Raw genomic sequence first — 20418 nt, 5'->3', positions numbered from 1 at the left:
TTTAATTATTAATTATAAAAAATGAGATTACTAAGTTTAACTTTCGCATTATTATGTAGTGCACAAGTACTATTAGCACAACCTGAAAAGGAATTAGAAAAAGCAAATGAAATGTACAAAAATTTTGCTTATGTCGATGCTATTAGAATATACGAAAGTATTGCTAAAAAAGGATTTGTAAACCAAGAAATGCTTGAGAGTTTAGGAAATTCCTATTATTACAATGCTGAATACAAAAAAGCACTTCCTTGGTACAAACAACTGTTTGAAAACCCAAAATACAAAATAAAACCTGAGTATTACTATCGTTACGCACAAGTGTTAAAATCAGTAGGTAAATATAATGAAGCCGATAAAATGATGGCTAAGTTTGCTGAATTGACTGATGACAAAGATACTCGTGCAGTACTTTTTGAAGAAAATAAAGATTATCAAGAGGTAATCCAAGCTAATTCAGGAAGGTTTAAACTAAACCCTATTGCTTTAAATACAGAGTATTCTGAGTATGGACCTACTTTTTACGGAGATAAAGTGGTATTTGCTGCAGCTACCAGTGGGAAAGCCTCTAAAGGAGGTGTTTCTCAATGGACAGGCGAAGGTTTCTACGACCTTTATGTAGCCGATCGCAACAAGCAAAAATTATCTAATAAAAAACCTTTGTCAAGTGTTATCAATACAAAGTTCAACGAGTCTACTGCTGTCTTTACAAAAGATGGTAAAACAGTTTATTTTACTCGTAATAACTATGTAAATAAAAAATTAGGAACTGATAAAGAAAATACTATTCTCCTAAAAATACTTCGTGCTACTAAAGATAGTAATGGTGAGTGGGGTAATGTGGTAGAAGTACCTTTCAATAGTGACCAATACAACGTAGCACACCCGGCTTTGAGTCCTGATGAAAAATATCTATATTTTGCATCAGACATGGCAGGTACTTTAGGGGGGTCTGACATCTTCCGAGTAGAAATTTTAGGGGGTAATAAATATGGAAAACCTGAAAATTTAGGAAATGTAATCAATACCCCAGGGCGTGAATCATTCCCTTTCATCTCTAAAAACAACGTGATGTACTATTCATCCGATGGTTTCCCTGGTTTAGGTGGTTTGGATATTTTTGCTGTAAAATTCTATGACAATGGTACTACCTCTAAACCTATCAATATCGGTCGCCCAGGTAATAGTGCTGATGATGACTTCTGTTTCATTATGGATAGCGATTCTAAAATAGGCTTCCTCACATCTAACCGTCCAGGAGGAAAAGGAAAAGATGATATCTATAGCTTCTTTGAAGAAAAACCTCTACCTTTCGATTGCCAAAAAATGCTAAAAGGAGTCTTGAAAGATGCTAAAACTAATGATGTTATCGTAGATGGTCTCATTGTCCTTTCTGATAGAACAATGAAAGAAGTAGCAAAACAAAGAACTAAAGAAGATGGCTCTTTTGCTTTTAATGAAGTAGATTGTAAAGAATTGTATTACTACTTGCGCGGTGAAAAAGAAAAATATGAAACTGCCGAGGTGAAAGTAAGCACTGATAAAGAAGGCGAAACATACTACGAAATGCTTCTCAAACCAAGAGAAGTAGCTATTTCTAAAAATACCGATTTAGCTAAAGTATTTGATATTAAAGAAATCTATTTTGATTTGAATAAATCAGATATACGTCCTGATGCAGCTGTAGAACTTGCTAAGATAGTAGAGGTGATGAAAGAATATCCTAAGATGAAAATTGATATCCGTTCTCATACCGATAGCCGTGCTTCCGATGCTTACAATTTAGCTTTATCAGATAGACGTGCAAAATCAACTCTTGAATGGATAGTAAAACAAGGTATTGAACGCAAACGCTTAACAGCTAAAGGCTATGGCGAAACTCGTTTGGTAAATGGTTGCTCTAATGGCGTCCCTTGTACCGAAGAAGAACACCAAGCTAACCGTCGTAGCGAGTTTATAATAGTGAGTATGGAATAACAATGTTTGAATAAGTAAAAAAACTGTTTGGGAAACCAAGCAGTTTTTTTATGACCAATAATTGCTAATTATGAATTATTTTTTATCTTTGCGCCATTAAATTTGTTATATAAAAGAAATTAATACACTCACAATGGGAGTATCACAAGATGAAATGTCCTTTTTAGACCATTTGGAAGCCTTGCGCTGGCATCTAATACGCTCTACTATAGCCGTTTTAATAGTGGGAGTTGTAGCTTTTATCTGTAAGGATTTTATCTTTCAAATAATCTTTGCTCCTAAAAATGGCGATTTTTTCACTTATAGAATGTTCTGTAAAATAGGACACTTTTTTGGTTTTGAGAGTGATTTTTGTACTGAACAACTTCCCTTTACCATCCAAAGCCGTACAATGGCAGGACAGTTCTCAGCTCATATCTGGACGTCTATCTGGGCAGGAGTGATTATCGCATTTCCTTATGTGCTTTATGAAGTCTGGAAATTCATCAGTCCAGCACTGTATGAAAATGAACGTAAGTTGGCTAGAGGTTTTATCCTCATTGCTTCTTTACTGTTTTTTATAGGTGTATTGTTTGGCTATTACCTTATAACACCACTTTCAGTGAACTTTTTAGGATCTTACTCGGTAAGTCCTGAGGTGAAAAACCAAATAGATATAGATTCGTATATTTCAGTAGTACGATCATCTGTCATTTCGTGTGGCATTGTTTTTGAACTGCCTATTATCATCTATTTTCTTACCAAATTAGGAGTTGTAACCCCTGATTTTATGCGCAAGTATAGGCGTCACGCTTTGATAGTAGTACTCATAATAGCTGCTATCATCACCCCACCCGATGTAGCTAGCCAAATAATCGTCTCAATACCGATTATGCTCCTATACGAAATAAGTATTTTTATTTCAGCTTATGTTTTAAAAAAAGAACAAAACAAGGTAATTTAATATTTTTTAATGGATTGTAATACCTACTTACAGCACTTACCCAACGTGAAAACGTTGAAACAGCTTTGCAAAGGCAGAGCCGTGTTAGACTGGATTATTTGTGGTCACGAGTTTGAAGTATATCACACCTACTACAAAGCTAATGAAGAAGAATACGATGGCTATGAAGCCCAGTGGGGGCACGGCTTTGAAGATGAAGATGGCACTTCGTTGTCGTTCTATTTTATTGATAAAGCCTGTTTGATAGTTCCCTCTTCTAGTGCCGAAGACAGCAAAGGAGGCGATAACCGCGATTTCGAAAAACGCATCCCCAAAGTATTTTTGCCCTACTATCGCAAAAATTTCTCTCAAAGTGATATCCCTTTCGTGATATACTCTTTGGATGGTGAAACGTGGCAATGCGTAGAAAACTTCCTTGTGGAAGAACACATCGATAAATTTGAACACATCACTACTAGCCCTACAAAATACAAAGAATGGGCAGTAAACTATATGGGCGACGAAGGCTTCTTGCAGGAAGTGATGAGCGAACAAACTATTACCGACCTTTATGAAGGGAAAGTGCTTACCGAGGAAATGGTCTATAGTATCGTAACCGAAGTGCACGACTGGGTAGATTTAGAAACTGAACTTAACGAAATGCCTTATCGCTTTTCGTTTTAACAATATGAAATTAGTAGTAAACAACATCATCAAAATATACAAAGGAAGAAAGGTTGTAAAAGGCGTTTCGCTGGAAGTGAACCAAGGTGAAATTGTTGGACTCTTGGGACCTAATGGTGCTGGTAAAACAACCTCCTTTTATATGATAGTGGGACTCATTAAACCCAATGGTGGTACTATCTTCTTAGATAATACCGATATTACCAATTACCCTATGTACAAGCGTGCCCAAAGTGGTATTGGCTATTTGGCACAAGAGGCTTCAGTATTTAGAAAGTTGAGCATTGAGGACAATATCAAAAGTGTGTTGCAACTCACTAAACTTTCTAAAGCAGAACAACAACGCAAAACCGATGAGCTAATAGATGAGTTTAGTTTAGGACATATTCGCAAAAACCGTGGCGACCTGCTCTCAGGGGGAGAACGCCGCCGTACTGAAATTGCCCGTGCTTTGGCTACTAGCCCAAAGTTTATACTACTTGATGAGCCTTTTGCTGGGGTAGACCCTATTGCAGTAGAAGATATCCAACGCATTGTAGCACAGCTCAAAAATAAAAATATAGGTATTCTTATCACCGACCATAATGTGCAGGAAACGCTTGCGATTACCGATCGTACTTACTTGATGTTTGAAGGAGGAATCCTCAAATCAGGTGTGCCTGAAGATTTAGCTGCCGATGAGATGGTAAGAAAAGTATACCTTGGAAGAAACTTCGAGTTGAGACGCAAGAAAATATTAGAAGATGATGATAGAAATATGAATCAAGAATTGGAAAATAATAATCCTTGATTAACAGTGTATTGTCACTTTTGTATAGCATCTCCCCCTTTGAAAGATTCATTATCGGTAATTCCCGAGTGAGCAAATCGGGAGATGTTTATAATCAACAAGTAAATCAATAAACTAACGAATTGGAAAATCAATATATCAATAAATTGGTAAGTGATATTGAAAAATACGGCTTTGGGGTGATAATGGTACCTCAAACTGATTACTTGCCATCTTTTGCTTATACAGTAGGTTTGTGGAAAAACTACAAACGCCCTGAACTTATTACTTTAGGAATGCCCATAGATATACTCCATACCTTACTCAATACTGTAGCGTTTGAAGGCGTAAAAAAAGGAAAATCTATAGAAATAGGTAAGAATTATCGCGGCGTATTAGAAAAACACCCTGTACAATTCTTAACAGTAGACAAGCGTAATATACCTGATTATTTTGGACAAGCAATCAACTATTACCAAACAGCCGACTTCCCTGCATTGCAATTGATATGGCCTGATGACAAAGGTGTATTCCCTTATGAAACAAATTTTAGAGAAGATTTAATCTACTTACAACCGCTCTTAGATAGAAATGCCGATTTCAAATTTAGAGAAGACAAACTCCGTCCCGTATTTACAACATCCGCTTGGTTAGAAAGTCAAGAGCCAATCGTAGATGTAATACACGATAAAGAAGGCTATTGGTTTTTCCTTCCCTTAGGAGAACCCGATTTGAAGATGGTGCCCTTGGAAGAATTAGTAAAAACCGACCCTACTCTCAATGATGTTTTTAACCTCGATTATGGAGAAAGTGCTAATAGGGAGTTTATAGGAGGGCAATGGCAAAGAGATGTTTATGAAGGGTAGAAATAAATGTATAAATTTACCGTTAAAAGACTGAAAAATATCACTATACTTTACCAATGTTTCCTGCCTATGCAGATCGCAATTTTGTCGAAATTGATTACTCTGAAAATCAACTACTCTTAAAGTGAGTTGTGTAGGAAAGCCAGCAATAGCTGGGTATGTGCTGCAAACGCCCACATAAATAAAACTTTTCGGACACCCTCTTAAAATATAACACCCACTTTTTAGGATTTTCCCCTTCGAGTGAAAGGGGCTGCCTAACAAACAAGAAAAACTAAAAACTATATATAATGAAAAATTTAGTAGACCGTTTTATTAAGTACATAAAAATAGACTCTCAGTCTAATCCTGAGAGTGAAACAACCCCTAGTACCGAAAAACAATGGAATATGGCAAACTTATTGGTAGAAGAATTGAAAGCCATTGGTTTGCAAGATGTGACTGTAGATGAAAACGCCTATGTAATGGCTACCTTGCCATCAAATGTAGATTATCCAGTACCTACCATTGGCTTTATCTCTCACTTCGATACCTCTCCTGATTTCTCTGGTGAAAATGTAAATCCACAGTTTATAGAAAACTACGATGGAGGTGATATCGTCCTCAATAAAGAACAAAATATAGTGTTGTCTCCTTCTTATTTTGAAGATTTGTTGCTCTACAAAGGTAATACTATCATCACAACCGATGGCACTACACTCTTAGGAGCTGACGATAAGGCAGGTATTGCCGAAATTGTAACCGCTATGGAATATCTCGTGCAACACCCCGAAATCAAACATGGGAAAATCCGCGTAGGATTTACTCCTGATGAGGAAATAGGGCGTGGAGCACATAAATTCGATGTGAAAAAATTCGCTGCCGACTGGGCTTATACAATGGATGGCGGACAAATTGGCGAACTTGAATATGAGAGCTTTAACGCAGCAGGAGCTAAAATTCACTTCAAAGGAAAAAGCGTACACCCAGGTACTGCTAAAAACAAAATGGTGAACTCAATGCTCGTCGCTACTCAATTTATCAATGCCCTACCAGCCGATGAGATTCCTGCACGTACCGAAGGTCGCGAAGGTTTCTATCACATTACCGATATTTCTGGAGATGTAGAAAATACCGTAGTTCAGCTTATCATCCGCGACCACGACCGCGACATCTTCAACAAACGTAAAGCCGTAGTACAGCAAATTGTAGACGATTTGAACAAACAAATCCCTAATGTGGCAGTAGCCGAAATAAAAGACCAATACTACAATATGGGTGAAAAAATCAAACCCGTGATGCACATTGTAGAAGTAGCCGAACGCGCAATGAAAGAATTAGGAATTACACCTATTACTAAACCTATCCGCGGCGGTACCGATGGTTCTCAACTTAGCTTTATGGGCTTGCCTTGTCCTAATATCTTTGCAGGTGGACATAACTTCCATGGCAAATACGAATTTGTTCCCGTAGAAAACCTCGAAAAAGCTACCGAAGTGATTATTCGCATAGCTGAATTAGTGGCAAAAAAATAATATAATTAGCCGATTTGTCTATGAATTGATAAATTGGCTAATTTGTTAATTAACTAATTGATAAATCAACTTATGCCTACAATATCACATAGAGCACAAATATTGCCTCAATCGCCGATTAGGAAATTGACTCCTTATGCTGAAAAAGCGGCTAAGGAAGGGAAAACTATTTACCACCTTAATATCGGTCAGCCCGATATTAAAACCCCTGAAATAGCTATTCAGGCAGTAAAAGATTTTACCCCTAAGGTATTGGAATATACCAAAAGTGAGGGCATCAACTCCCTCAGAGAAAAAGTGGTAGAGTACTACAAAAAGCACGATATTAAGGTTAATAGTAATGATATCATCATCACCAATGGTGGCTCTGAAGCGCTTACCTATGTAATTGCTACTGTTGCTAATGCCGATGATGAGATTATCATTCCCGAACCTTACTACGCGAATTACATTAGCTTTTCAGAAGCCTTTGATGCTATATGTGTGCCTATCACTTCTTCTTTTGATAATAATTTTGCTTTGCCTCCTATAGAAGAATTTGAGAAAAAGATAACCCCTAAAACTAAAGCCTTTCTTATCTGTAACCCAGGAAATCCTACAGGATATTTATATTCTAAAGAGGAAATTTTGCAATTGGCAGCAATAGCCAAAAAACACGATATTTTCCTTATTTTTGATGAGGTATATCGCGAGTTCGTGTACGATGGAGCTACCCATTATTCTATTATGCAAGTTGAAGGTATTGAACAAAATGCTATAATGATAGACTCTGTATCTAAGCGTTTCAGTATGTGCGGAGCGCGTATCGGGTGGGTCGTGTCTAAGAATAAAGAGGTGATGAAATCTATCTTGAAGTTCGCACAAGCCCGCTTGTCTCCCCCTACCTATTCTCAAATAGGTGCAGAACGTGCTTTTGATGTACCCGAAACCTATTTTGAAGAGGTGTTAAAGGAATATACGCAACGTAGGAACGTGCTCATTGAAGAACTCCAAAAAGTACAAGGCGTTCGTGTATCAATGCCCAAAGGGGCTTTCTATTGCATTGCCGAATTGCCCGTAGAAAATGCGGAAGACTTCTGTATATGGCTTTTAGATCATTTCTCAGTGAATAACGAAACTGTAATGTTAGCCCCAGCCGAAGGTTTTTATGCTACCGAAGGATTAGGGCGCAACCAAGTGCGTATAGCTTATGTACTCGAAAAAGAGAAAATAGTAAAAGCCATTCACATATTAGCGGATGCACTAAAAAAATATAATAACTCCTAATCCCTAAATTCTATTTTCTATTTCCTAACTCCTAAAAAGATAAATAGTTATATTTTTTAGTGTTAAAAAAAAACATAAAATTATTGCCATATCAAAAATATTTTGTACTTTTGAGGCGGAAAATTAAAAACAGACAATGTCAGTAAAGAAAATAGCAGTATTAACATCAGGAGGAGATGCTCCTGGTATGAACGCCGCCATTCGTTCAGTGGTACGTACTTGTGCATACCACAATATAGAAGTGGTAGGTGTATATCGCGGCTATCAGGGAATGATAGAAGGCGATTTCGAACCAATGAATGCTCGTAGCGTTCGCGATATTATCAACAGAGGGGGTACTATCTTGAAATCTGCCCGCTCTAAAGACTTTAGAACTCCTGAAGGGCGCAAAATAGCCTATGAAAAACTAAAAGCAGCAGGAGTAGATTCTTTAGTAGTAATAGGAGGTGACGGTTCTTTCACTGGAGCGCTCTTGTTCAACAAAGAATTTGGCTTCCCTGTAATGGGAATTCCTGGTACTATTGATAATGATATTTATGGTACCGACTTTACTTTAGGCTATGATACTGCCCTCAATACCGTAATCGAAGCTATCGATAAGATTAGAGATACCGCAAGCTCTCACAACCGTTTGTTTTTCATAGAAGTAATGGGTCGTGACGCAGGGCACATCGCTCTTAACTCTGGAGTAGGAGCAGGAGCTGAAGAAATCTTGATTCCTGAAGAGAATATAGGGCTCAAAAAGCTACTCGAATCTTTGGAAAAAAGCCGTAGTACAGGTAAAACTTCTAGCTTAGTAGTAGTAGCCGAAGGTGATAAAATTGGTAAAAATGTATTCGAACTTAAAGAATATGTAGAACAACATCACCCCGATTACGATGTGCGTGTATCTGTATTAGGTCACATGCAACGTGGAGGTGCTCCTTCTTGTTTCGACCGCGTTTTAGCAAGCCGTATGGGCGTTAAAGCCGTAGAATCACTCCTTGAAGGTAAATCTAACTATATGGTGGGTATCCGTAACAATAAAATGGAACTCACTCCGCTTGAAAAAGCTATCAAAGGTAGTTCTAAAATCGATATGGAACTCCTCCGTGTAGCCGAAATAATGGCAACTTAGTAACGTAACAAATTTGAAATTAAATAACGAATAAATTAAATTTAACAGAATTATGTCAGTAAAAATTGGAATTAACGGTTTCGGACGTATTGGTCGTCTCGTATTCCGTGCTGCTTATGAAAGAGCCGACGTAGAAATCGTTGGTATTAACGACCTTTTAGATGTAGATTACATCGCTTACCTTTTGAAATACGACTCAGTTCACGGAACTTTTAAAGGTGACGTGAAAGTAGAAAATGGTCACTTAGTAGTAGATGGTAAAGTAGTACGTATCACTGCTGAAAAAGACCCTAACAACCTTAAATGGAATGAAGTACACGCCGATGTAGTTGCTGAATGTACTGGTATCTTCACCACTTTAGAAAAAGCTCAAGCTCACATCAATGCTGGTGCTAAAAAAGTAGTAATTTCTGCTCCATCAGCTGATGCTCCTATGTTTGTAATGGGTGTAAACCACAAATCAGTAAAACCTACTGATACTATCGTGTCTAACGCTTCTTGTACAACCAACTGCTTGGCTCCTATCGCTAAAGTATTGAACGATAACTTCGGTATCGAAGAAGCCTTAATGACTACAGTTCACGCTACAACCGCTACTCAATTAACAGTAGATGGTCCTTCTAAAAAAGATTGGAGAGGTGGACGTTCTGCTCTTTGCAACATCATTCCTTCAAGCACTGGTGCTGCTAAAGCTGTAGGTAAAGTAATCCCTGAACTCAATGGTAAACTTACCGGTATGGCTTTCCGCGTTCCTACTGCCGACGTTTCAGTGGTTGATTTGACTTTCCGTACTAAAAAATCAACTACGCTTGATGAAATCAACGCTGCTATGAAAAAAGCATCTGAAGGTGAATTGAAAGGTATCCTTGGATATACTGAAGACCTTGTAGTTTCTCAAGACTTCGTAGGTTGCAAAAATACCTCTATTTTCGATGCTAAAGCTGGTATCGGCTTGAGTGCTAACTTCTTCAAAGTAGTTTCTTGGTACGATAACGAAACTGGTTATTCAAACAAATTAGTAGATTTAGCACAACACGTTGCTAAATTGTAATTCTTAAAAAAGGTGAGTTGCCCAACTTAGGGGTAAACTCACCTTTTTTTAATAAAATAATAATAATTTAAAAACCGAAACGATATGATTTTAATTGTAGACAGTGGTGCTACTAAGGCGGATTGGACTGCCTTAAATAGCAAAGGTGAAAAAATATTTTTTACGCAAACTTTAGGGTTGAACCCCGAAGTACTTACAGAAGAAATTCTCGTAGAGCGTATTACCACCAATTATCAATTGTTTGAAAATAGAAATTCAGTATCCGAAATTTATTTCTATGGTGCTGGTTGTGGTACTGAACGCATTCGTTACTTTGTAGAACGTAGCTTAGCAACTATCTTCAAAAATGCTAAAATAGAAGTAAAAGAAGATACTTATGCTGCTGTATTCGCTACTACAGCCCCTACTGATAAAGCTATTGTATGTATCTTAGGTACAGGAGCTAACTGCTCTTATTGGAATGGTAAAGAATTATACCAAGCAGTAGATTCATTAGGCTATATTTTGATGGACGAATCAAGTGGAAACTTCTATGGCAAACGCTTGATTATTGACTATTACTTCAAGAAAATGCCATCAGATCTTGTACAAAAATTTGAAAACCAATATGAATTAGGTTCAGATGTGATTAAAAATCACTTGTACAAAATGCCTAACCCTAATAGTTATTTGGCTACTTTTGCAAAATTTGTGGTTGAAAACAAAAATCACGAATATTGCCGCGATATGGTGAGAAAAGGTATGCAACTATTTGTAGACCACTGGATTTCTCAATATGAAGATCGCTACGAAGTGCCTATCAACTTTGTAGGTAGTATCGCTTTCTTCCTCCAAGATATTTTGGAAGAAGTTTTAGCTGAAAACAATCTTAAATTAGGAACTGTACTTAGAAAACCAATCGATGGTTTAGTTGCTTTCCACGTAAACAAATTCTTTTAATAGCTAATATAATAAAAGAAAAGAGACACTCGCTATTATAGCGGGTGTCTCTTTTTAATTTTAAAATAATCCATAAAGAAGTCCATCTATTTTGTTGATAATATCACCTAAATCTTCAGGATTGTTTACAAAATCAATGTTGTCTACCTCTATGATGAGTAGCTTGCCTTTGTCGTAGCCCTTTATCCATTGTTCGTATCGTTGGTTGAGGCGGTTGAGGTAGTCTATAGAAATAGAATTTTCGTAATCTCTACCGCGCTTTTGAATTTGGTTTACCAAGTTAGGTATCGAACTTCTTAGGTAGATAAGTAAATCAGGAGGAAGAACAAGGCGTTCCATTAGAGCAAATAAGGACTTGTAGTTGTCAAAATCACGAGAAGTCATCAACCCCATTTCGTGTAGGTTAGGAGCAAAAATGTGTGCATCTTCATAGATGGTGCGATCCTGAATAATATCATTGCCCTTTTCTCTAAAATCAAGAATTTGACGAAATCTACTATTGAGAAAGTAGATTTGAAGATTAAAACTCCAGCGCTCCATTTGGTGGTAGAAGTCGTCTAAATACGGGTTGTCTACCACATCTTCAAAGTGGGCTTCCCATTGGTAGTGTTTAGCTAATAGGGAGGTAAGGGTCGTTTTGCCTGCACCTATATTTCCTGCGATAGCTATGTGCATTTTTTAGATTAATTTTTTTCGGTTTCTTCGTTTATACTTTTAATCAAAGAGGTGTTTTTGATTTGTTGGATTACAAAAGAACTTTGGATATTAGAGATAATCTCCATTTTAGAGAGTTTCTGTACTACGAATTTCTGATAATCTTCCATATCGTTGAGTATAACTTTAAGGAGGAAATCGTAGCCTCCAGCCATATACGAGGCTTCAAGCACTTCATCAAGTCCGCTTATGTATTTTTCAAATTCTTCAAATAGTTCACCACTATGTCTTAAAAGTTTTACTTGGCAGTAAGCTATCAGCCTTTTTCCAAGAGCTTTAGGGTCAGCAACAGCAACATATTTTTGAATAACACCAGTGTTTTCCATTCGTTTGATGCGCTCGTGAACAGGGGTAATAGATAGCCCTACTTTTTCAGCTAAACTCTTAACAGATTGTTTGCTGTCTTTTTGTAGTTCATCTAAAATTTTTAAATCTATGCGGTCTAATTGGTACATAATATATAAAATTGATGCGGTAAAATTAAAAAATATTTTTGATATAGGAGTAATAAAAGAGGAAAATATTTTTACTGTTTCGCTCTAAAAGGCTCAAATACAGTTAAGAAGTGTAAAAGAATAGCTAAAATGTTTTTTTTCTGTTTTCTATTTGTGAATCAGTAATATTTTCTAAACAAATAAGATTTTACAGAATACGTAGATTTAGAGATTATAGCTAATGTAAATTTCTGGCAGTGTACAAAGCAAAATTTTTCTAATATTTGTATTTAATTTTGTGCATTTCGTTTAAAAATTGTAGTTTTGCGGTTGCTATCTAAACAATAATATTATTTTATATGGAAGAAATAGACTACAAATTTGTACATAAAGACTTTAAAATCAATGGTTTTTCTATTGATAGAGAACGTTTGATTATTCTGGCAGTAGCCTACGTGAAAGATGGTTTGCCTTACCGTAAATCGGTGGGGAGATTTCTTTTGGATTGGCTTGACGACAGAGATTATATAGAAGCAACAACCTCAGGATCTACAGGCGTTCCTAAACAAATTCACCTCAAAAAGCAAGGTATGGTGAATTCAGCTTTGGCAACAGGTGAATATCTCAAACTTTCGCCTAAGGATCGCGCTTTGTTGTGTTTGCCTACCGATTTTATCGCAGGAAAAATGATGCTTATTCGCGCTATTGTTTTAGGTTTGCATATTGATATTATTAGACCTTCATCTATGCCACTATCACTTACCAGCAAGGATTATGATTTCTGTGCGATGATTCCTTTACAAGCAGCAAAATCTCTTACTGATTTACCACGTGTGAAAAAAGTAATTTTAGGAGGTGCTTCTATAGATGGAGAGTTAGAGGCTAAATTACAGAATATTTCTACTGAAGTCTATTCTTCTTATGGAATGACCGAAACTATTTCGCATATTGCAATGCGCAAGGTAAATCACACCGAGGAACACGAAACTACTTACAAGGCAATGCCTAATGTGATATTCACCCAAGACGAGCGCCATTGCTTAGTGATAAATGCACCTTTGATTGCCGATCACCCTGTAGTTACAAACGATATGGTAAACCTTATTTCTCACAATGAGTTTGAATGGTTAGGTCGTTTTGATAATATTATTAACTCTGGCGGATTTAAGGTCTTCCCTGAAAGTGTAGAACGCAAAATCAAAAAATATATCAAAGGCGATTATTTTATTACCAAAGAACCTGATGATGAATTAGGACAACGCGCTGTGTTATATGTGCAAGGCGATGAAAAAGATTACCCTACTTTAGCTCACGATATCTATATGGATAAGGATATGCTGAAGTATGAAGTGCCTCGCCAAATTTATTTCGTTCCTGAATTTGTATATACTGATAATCAAAAGTTAAGAAGGGACGAAACCGTTAAAAAATACAAAAAATAAGAATGAAACTCAAGAGATTTATCCCTTACCTATTTCCCTATAAACGACAGGCATTTTTGAATGTATTTTTCAATATACTCTATTCGCTTTTCAGTGCTTTGTCATTTGTTGCATTGATTCCAATGTTAGATGTGCTTTTTGGTAAAGCCCAACCTATAACCGAAGCTCCCGTATATTCTGGTAATTTGTTAGACTTAGGGAGTTATGGCAAAGCCTATTTAAACTACAAAGTGGGGAATCTTGCAGGAGAAAATATGATTTGGGCATTGGGGATAGTAATCGCCTTGGTAATTTCACTTTTCTTACTCAAGAATATGTTTAGCTATTTAGCATCCTATTTCATTACGTACTTGCGCAATGGGGTGCTGAGAGACTTGCGAGATAGCTTCTACAAAAAGATTGTACACCAGCCAATAGCATTTTTCTCGGAGCAACGCAAGGGTGATATAATGTCACGTATGGTAGGCGATGTAAATGAGGTGCAAAACTCAATGCTATCAGCAATGGAAGCTTTTATACGTGAACCGCTCACTATTATATTTTCTATTCTAGTGATGTTAGGTATCAGTGTGAAACTCACCCTTTTTACTTTTATATTTATTCCCATCGCTGGCGCAGTGATTTCTAAGATAGGGAAATCGTTGAAAAAGAACTCTATAGCAGTACAACAAGAGCAAGGACGCTTTTTGTCGTTGATAGAAGAAACGGTGGGAGGGTTGCGTGTAATCAAGGCGTTCAATGCCGAGCAGATATTCTCAAAGCGCTTTGGAGAATCAAGTCAAACTTTTAATAGGTTGAGTAACAAGGTAATGAATAGGCAAAATTTAGGATCGCCTATGAGTGAGTTCCTCGGTATTTTGATGATTGCTATTTTGTTATGGTTTGGAGGTTCTTTAGTGTTGGTAGACAAGACTTTGGAGGGGACTCAGTTCATCGCCTTTATGGGCTTGGCTTACAATATTCTCACTCCTGCAAAGGCTATTAGTAAGGCTTCGTATGATATGCGTCGAGGAAATGCTGCCGCTGAGCGTATTTTGGAAATACTCGATTACGAGAATCCTATCAAAGAACGTGAAGACGCTGTGGAAATGAAAGATTTTACTACAGCTATCAGTGTGAAAGATATTACATTTGCTTATGCCGATTTGCCTGTGCTCACCAATTTTTCATTGGAAGTGCCTAAAGGGAAAACAGTAGCTTTGGTAGGTCAGTCGGGTAGTGGTAAGAGTACTATTGCCAATCTAATCACTCGTTTTTACGATGTGAACGAAGGGGCAATTCTTATCGATGGAGTGGATGTGAAAGATATGCAAACGGCTTCGTTGCGCAAGCTCATAGGGGTAGTATCGCAGGACTCTATACTCTTCAATGATACGATAAAGAACAACCTACTGATAGGCAAACCCGATGCTACTGATGAGGAGCTCATAACAGCAGCCAAAATTGCTAATGCCTATGAGTTTATAAACGACTTGCCCGAAGGTTTTGACACTAACATAGGTGATGCAGGTAGCAAGCTCAGTGGAGGTCAAAAACAACGTTTGAGCATTGCCCGTGCCGTACTGAAAAATCCACCTATAATGGTGCTCGACGAAGCTACTTCAGCACTTGATACCGAAAGTGAACGTTTGGTGCAGAGTGCTTTAGAAAATATGATGAAACACCGTACCTCTATAGTGATAGCACACCGCCTATCAACCATACAAAATGCCGACTTGATTGTGGTGATGCAAAAAGGACGTATCGTAGAACAAGGCACCCATACCGAGCTAATACAAAAAAATGGAATGTACAAACGATTAGTAGAAATGCAAACCATTGAATGATCATCAGATCATAGTTAACAAAATGAGTGGTTTAAAATTATATTTGCATTACTTTAATTATATGTTTCTTACATCTAACTCATATTATTTATTCAAAATCTAATAATCAATTTTCCTTGCGTTTCTCTGAAAACTCAAGAAATATTGATAATTAACAAACGAAAAAATATCCTAAAATATTTGGTCGTAATAAATATTATTACTAATTTTGCCATTATTACTCCGTAAAGGGGTATGATTTGTCATTTAAAATACATAAAAAATATGAAGTTTATAGTATCAAGTTCTTACCTATTGAAAAAGTTACAAGTATTTGGTGGTGTTATTAATAGCAACAACACTATGCCTATACTAGATAATTTTTTGTTTGAACTATCTACCAATTCTTTAACAATCTCGGCTTCCGATTTGGAAACCACTGTAAGAGGTACTTTGGAAGTGGAATCAGACTCTCAAGGAAGTATAGCCGTATCAGCTAAATTATTGATAGATATTCTTAAAACCTTTTCAGAACAACCGCTTACCTTTTTGGTAAAAGAGAATAATGTAATAGAAATTAGCTCTACTACAGGTAATTATACTTTAGCTTATTTAGATGGAGAGGAATTTCCTCGCCCTGTAGCTTTGCCAGAAGCAAGCAAGGTAACAATGTTAGGCGATGTGTTGGCTACAGCTGTACAGAAAACTATTTTCGCAGCAGGAAATGATGATTTGCGCCCTACAATGAGCGGTATTTTGTTCCAATTTAGCGAAAACGGACTTACTTTCGTGGGTACTGATGCTCATAAATTAGTGAAATACGAACGCTTAGACATTAAAGCTAATGATGCTGCCGATTTCATTATGCCTAAAAAACCATTGAACATTCTCAAAGGTATTTTAGCAGGAAGTGAAACTGAAGTAACTGTGGAATACAATGAGAGCAATGCAAAATTCTCTTTTGACGATATGGAGTTTATCTGCCGCCTTATAGATGGTAAATATCCTAACTATGATGCGGTAATCCCTAAAGAAAATCCTAATAAACTTATCTTAAATCGTTCACAATTCTATAGTTCTATCAATCGTTTGTCATTGTTTTCTAACAAAACTACTCACCAAGTACGCTTGAAAGTAGCAGGCTCTAGCTTGGTAATTTCAGCTGAGGATATAGATTATAGCAACAAAGGTGAGGAACGATTCACTTGCAACTATCAGGGAGACGATTTAGAAATAGGATTCAACTCTAAGTTCTTGAAAGAAATGATCAACAATTTAGATTCTGATGAAATCTTAATAGAAATGTCCTTACCAAATCGTGCTGGACTTATCACGCCTGTGGATGGTCTTGATGAGGGAGAGAAAGTGTTAATGCTGGCTATGCCTATTATGCTCAATACGAATCAATAAAATAAAAATCTTTTCTATAATTAAAGATGAAACGCCTTATGAAGTCTTTTTAAGGCGTTTCTTTTTTTAAAGGGAAATCTCAACACAACGCTTATAACTAAAAAAAACAATTTATGAAATCCTTCTTAGAAAGAATAAAACCATTTGCCTATATAGCAATATTATATCTTCTCGTATCGTTTGTGATGCGCGCTATTTTTATGTTACACCCCATTACCACTACTACTTTTTCGGTTTGGAGTGTGATAAAAATGATTACTATAGGCTTGATATCCGATGTCTTTACTATATTGTTGGCAAGTAGTATCTTGGCTATCTATCTTATTTTTATTGCCAATGTAAAGTATAAGAAGCCCTATGGAGGAATTATTTTAGGAATTTTTATCCTTATACTACTCTACATACAGTTTTACCCTAATAATATTTTTGCACAATATGGAGGGGTTCTTCCTGAGATAGCATTAGCTTTCTTTGGGTTTAAAACTTTTTGTTTTGCTCTTCTGCTCTTCTTCCCTAAATATAGAATACAGTTGCGCAATATTCTGTATTTCATAACGTTAGCAATCTATGTATTTGCCATAGTGATGAATGCAGTAAGCGAGTATTTCTTTTGGAATGAATTTGGTATCCGCTACAACTTTATAGCGGTAGATTATCTCATCTATACCAATGAGGTGATAGGGAATATAATGGAAAGCTACCCTGTAGTGCCCTTGTTTTCCGCTGTTTTTGTAGTAGTATTGGCACTTACAACTTTCTTGTTTATAAAAACTAAGAGTGTTTTAAAAACGATCCCTACACTGTTAGAAAAAGCAGCATTATTAATAGTCTATTTATTGCTTGCTCTTGTAGGAATGTGGAGTTTGCCACGACTTGATACCATCAGTGCCGAGAATACTTTTGCTCAGGAAATACAAAGTAATGGCGTATATAAGTTTTATTATGCCTTTACCCATAGTGAGTTAGATTTCTTTCAGTTTTATCCTACCTTGCCAGAAAAAGAGGCTGAAAGCATTGTGCTCAAACAACTCAATGCTCCTGCGCTCGAACGCCAGATTGTAGGCGATACTACTGAGGTACACCGCAATGTGCTCCTTATTTCAATAGAAAGTCTTTCGGCAGAATACCTTACAATGTATGGTAATACCGATAACCGTACACCCTTTTTAGATAGTTTAGCTAATAATAGCTTGTTTTTCACTAATTTATATGCTACAGGTAACCGTACAGTGAGAGGTTTAGAAGCCTTAACCCTTTGTATACCACCTACTCCAGGTGAAAGTGTAGTGAAGCGTAAAGACAATAAAGATAAGTTTACCACAGGAAGCGTGTTCAAAAGTAAAGACTATGATGTGAAATATCTTTATGGAGGCGATAGTTATTTTGATAATATGAAGGATTTCTTTGGCGGTAATGGTTACGATATTATAGATAACAAAAACTTTACTCCTGAAGAAGTAACATTTTCTAATATATGGGGTGTTTGCGATGAAGATATGGCAAACAAAGCTATAAAGGTGATGAATGAACAAGCTAAAGCTGGCAAACCATTCTTCAATCATTGGATGACTGTTAGCAATCACCGTCCATTTACTTATCCTGAAGGTAAAATTGATATTCCTCCTACCGAAAAGAGTAGAGCAGGGGGGGTAAAATATACAGATTATGCGCTCAAACGATTTTTTGAGATGGCAAAACAACAAAAATGGTACAAAAATACTATTTTTGTGATTGTAGCCGACCATTGTGCATCAAGTGCAGGTAGTACCGAACTGCCTTTAGATGGCTATCGCATCCCTTGTTTCATAGTCGCCGATTTTATCACTCCTAAAAAAATAGATGTGATGATGTCGCAAATAGATGTGATGCCTACTGTTTTCGGTTTGTTAAACTTCAATTATACCTCTAAGTTTATAGGGCAAGATGTACTAAAAGAAGGCTATCAACCGCGTGCCTATATCGCTACTTATCAAGATTTAGGTTACTTAACCCCCGATAAACTCACGATTATATCACCTTTGAGAAAAACTACTCAATACAGTTTGCACAAAGAAGCTGAACAACCTTCACAAGAGTATCCTTTGTTTTATGAACAAGTAAAAGAAAATAACTTGAACAAAGAACAAGCCGATGCTTGTATTGGTACTTATCAAGCTACTGCCGAGTGGTTAAAAAACAAACAGTACAATGCGGTCAAGAAATAAGCTAAAAATTATCAACGACCCTATTTATGGGTTTATTCATATTCCTAGCACTTTAGTGTTCGATATCATTGAACATCCTTATTTTCAGCGACTCAGGCGCATCAATCAAATGGCGCTGTCCTATTTGGTGTTTCCAGGAGCTAAACACACCCGTTTTGAACACGTACTTGGCTGTGTGTTCTTGATGCAGAAAACAGTCGAAATGTTGCGCTTTAAAGGTATCCAAATTTCCGACAAAGAAGCCGAGGGGCTCTATATTGCCATATTGTTGCACGACATAGGGCACGGACCTTTTTCTCACGCTATGGAACACAGCATTGTCGAAGGTATTTCTCACGAGGAAATCTCGTTGCGCTTTATGCAAGAACTTAACAAGGTGTTTAATGGTAAGTTAGAAACTGCAATTGCTATGTTTCAAGGCACTTATCCTCGTAAGTTTATGCACCAACTCATTTCAAGTCAGTTGGATATGGATAGAGCCGATTACCTCAAACGCGATAGCTTCTACACCGGAGTTGCCGAAGGAAATATCAATTCTGAACGCCTTATCTCAATGCTCAATGTCCGTAACGACGAATTAGTAGTCGAAGAAAAAGGTTTGTACTCAGTAGAGAAATTTTTGGTAGCTCGCCGCTTGATGTATTGGCAAGTATATCTGCACAAAACTAGCGTAGCCGCCGAACAAATATTGATTAGGTTACTCAATCGTGCAAAGGAATTAGTACAACAAGGGCAAAAACTCACTATGTCCACTGCTTTAGCTTTCTTTGTGAAAAACAAAATATCCAAAGATAATTTCTCACAAGAAGTGCTTGAAATGTTTGCACGTTTAGACGATACCGATATCATTTCAGCGATGAAAGAATGGCAGTTCTACCCCGATGCAGTCCTTTCTAAACTCAGCAAAATGTTACTCAATCGCGATTTGCCAAAAATAAAAGTCCGCTTAAACGATTTTGAAGAACAGAAGATAAAGAGGCTGCAGAAATTGTCACTTGCCAAAGGAATAGATGAAAAAGATATGAAATACTTTGTCTTTACAGGTGTGATGACTAATAGAGCCTACAACCCCGAAAAAGAAATTATAAAAATACTCACTAAAAATGGTAGAGTAGTAGAGCTTAGTAAAACCTCTGAAGCTATCAACTTAGAACCTCTTTCACAAGTAACCGAACGATACTATATTTGCTATCCAAAATAGGGTGAAAAGCGAGGAGGTAAAATTGCCTAATAGAGAAAAAAAATAGTAAAATGAGTGTTATATAAAATAATTTTTATACTTTTGTTGCGAAAAATAACCTTTTTGC

The 20418-nt window shown here is 36.8% G+C and carries 17 protein-coding genes; 15 read left to right on the top strand and 2 right to left on the bottom strand.

Annotation, left to right across the window (positions count from 1 at the left end; translation table 11 throughout):
• Positions 1–21: 21 nt before the first annotated feature.
• The 10 genes from CGC57_RS02925 to CGC57_RS02880 all read left to right on the top strand — a co-directional run bounded on the left by CGC57_RS02925 (position 22) and on the right by CGC57_RS02880 (position 11102).
• Entirely contained in the window at positions 22–1974 is a 1953-nt protein-coding gene (locus CGC57_RS02925; RefSeq protein ID WP_095897891.1) for an OmpA family protein, read from the top strand.
• A 133-nt stretch (positions 1975–2107) separates the two neighbouring features.
• Complete coding sequence (gene tatC / locus CGC57_RS02920; protein ID WP_002681683.1) at positions 2108–2917, top strand: twin-arginine translocase subunit TatC; 810 nt, start codon at positions 2108–2110, stop codon at positions 2915–2917.
• 9 nt (positions 2918–2926) lie between these two features.
• Positions 2927–3580, top strand: a complete 654-nt coding sequence (locus CGC57_RS02915; RefSeq protein WP_095897890.1) for a hypothetical protein — start codon at positions 2927–2929, stop codon at positions 3578–3580.
• 4 nt (positions 3581–3584) lie between these two features.
• The gene (gene lptB / locus CGC57_RS02910; protein ID WP_002681665.1) at positions 3585–4370 is read left to right on the top strand and encodes an LPS export ABC transporter ATP-binding protein; all 786 of its coding nucleotides are present in this window, start codon (positions 3585–3587) and stop codon (positions 4368–4370) included.
• 122 nt (positions 4371–4492) lie between these two features.
• Complete coding sequence (locus tag CGC57_RS02905) at positions 4493–5215, top strand: DUF4262 domain-containing protein (protein ID WP_095897889.1); 723 nt, start codon at positions 4493–4495, stop codon at positions 5213–5215.
• Between the two features lie 290 nt (positions 5216–5505).
• The gene (gene pepT, locus CGC57_RS02900; protein ID WP_095897888.1) at positions 5506–6729 is read left to right on the top strand and encodes a peptidase T; all 1224 of its coding nucleotides are present in this window, start codon (positions 5506–5508) and stop codon (positions 6727–6729) included.
• A 72-nt stretch (positions 6730–6801) separates the two neighbouring features.
• A complete protein-coding gene (locus CGC57_RS02895; protein ID WP_095897887.1) occupies positions 6802–7995 on the top strand; it encodes a pyridoxal phosphate-dependent aminotransferase in 1194 nt (397 codons plus the stop codon).
• A gap of 136 nt (positions 7996–8131) precedes the next feature.
• Positions 8132–9112, top strand: a complete 981-nt coding sequence (gene pfkA / locus CGC57_RS02890; RefSeq protein WP_095897886.1) for a 6-phosphofructokinase — start codon at positions 8132–8134, stop codon at positions 9110–9112.
• A 52-nt stretch (positions 9113–9164) separates the two neighbouring features.
• Positions 9165–10163 carry a type I glyceraldehyde-3-phosphate dehydrogenase gene (gene gap / locus CGC57_RS02885; protein ID WP_095897885.1) on the top strand — a complete coding sequence of 333 codons (999 nt, stop codon included), beginning with the start codon at positions 9165–9167 and terminating at the stop codon, positions 10161–10163.
• A gap of 84 nt (positions 10164–10247) precedes the next feature.
• Positions 10248–11102, top strand: a complete 855-nt coding sequence (locus tag CGC57_RS02880) for a hypothetical protein (protein WP_002681680.1) — start codon at positions 10248–10250, stop codon at positions 11100–11102.
• 60 nt (positions 11103–11162) lie between these two features.
• On the opposite strand, the gene CGC57_RS02875 is transcribed toward CGC57_RS02880, so the two are convergent.
• Positions 11163–11777: a deoxynucleoside kinase gene (locus CGC57_RS02875; protein ID WP_002681649.1), complete on the bottom strand. Its 615-nt coding sequence runs from the start codon at positions 11775–11777 to the stop codon at positions 11163–11165.
• A gap of 8 nt (positions 11778–11785) precedes the next feature.
• Entirely contained in the window at positions 11786–12271 is a 486-nt protein-coding gene (locus CGC57_RS02870) for an Lrp/AsnC family transcriptional regulator (protein WP_002681661.1), read from the bottom strand.
• A 338-nt stretch (positions 12272–12609) separates the two neighbouring features.
• On the opposite strand from CGC57_RS02870, the gene CGC57_RS02865 reads away from it, so the two are divergent.
• The 5 genes from CGC57_RS02865 to CGC57_RS02845 all read left to right on the top strand — a co-directional run bounded on the left by CGC57_RS02865 (position 12610) and on the right by CGC57_RS02845 (position 20312).
• A complete protein-coding gene (locus CGC57_RS02865) occupies positions 12610–13692 on the top strand; it encodes an AMP-binding protein (RefSeq protein ID WP_095897884.1) in 1083 nt (360 codons plus the stop codon).
• Positions 13693–13694: 2 nt separating this feature from the next.
• Complete coding sequence (locus CGC57_RS02860) at positions 13695–15518, top strand: ABC transporter ATP-binding protein (RefSeq protein WP_095897883.1); 1824 nt, start codon at positions 13695–13697, stop codon at positions 15516–15518.
• 264 nt (positions 15519–15782) lie between these two features.
• On the top strand, positions 15783–16907 hold the full coding sequence (gene dnaN, locus CGC57_RS02855; protein WP_040361842.1) for a DNA polymerase III subunit beta: 1125 nt from the start codon (positions 15783–15785) through the stop codon (positions 16905–16907).
• Positions 16908–17020: 113 nt separating this feature from the next.
• The gene (locus tag CGC57_RS02850; protein ID WP_095897882.1) at positions 17021–19111 is read left to right on the top strand and encodes an LTA synthase family protein; all 2091 of its coding nucleotides are present in this window, start codon (positions 17021–17023) and stop codon (positions 19109–19111) included.
• A complete protein-coding gene (locus CGC57_RS02845) occupies positions 19095–20312 on the top strand; it encodes an HD domain-containing protein (RefSeq protein ID WP_095897881.1) in 1218 nt (405 codons plus the stop codon). Before CGC57_RS02850 ends, CGC57_RS02845 begins: the two co-directional genes overlap by 17 nt.
• The last annotated feature ends 106 nt before the right edge of the window (positions 20313–20418 follow it).

The sequence above is a fragment of the Capnocytophaga sputigena genome, assembly GCF_002302495.1.
In the GTDB taxonomy this organism is placed as follows: domain Bacteria; phylum Bacteroidota; class Bacteroidia; order Flavobacteriales; family Flavobacteriaceae; genus Capnocytophaga; species Capnocytophaga sputigena.
This window is presented reverse-complemented; position numbering and strand designations above follow the sequence as displayed.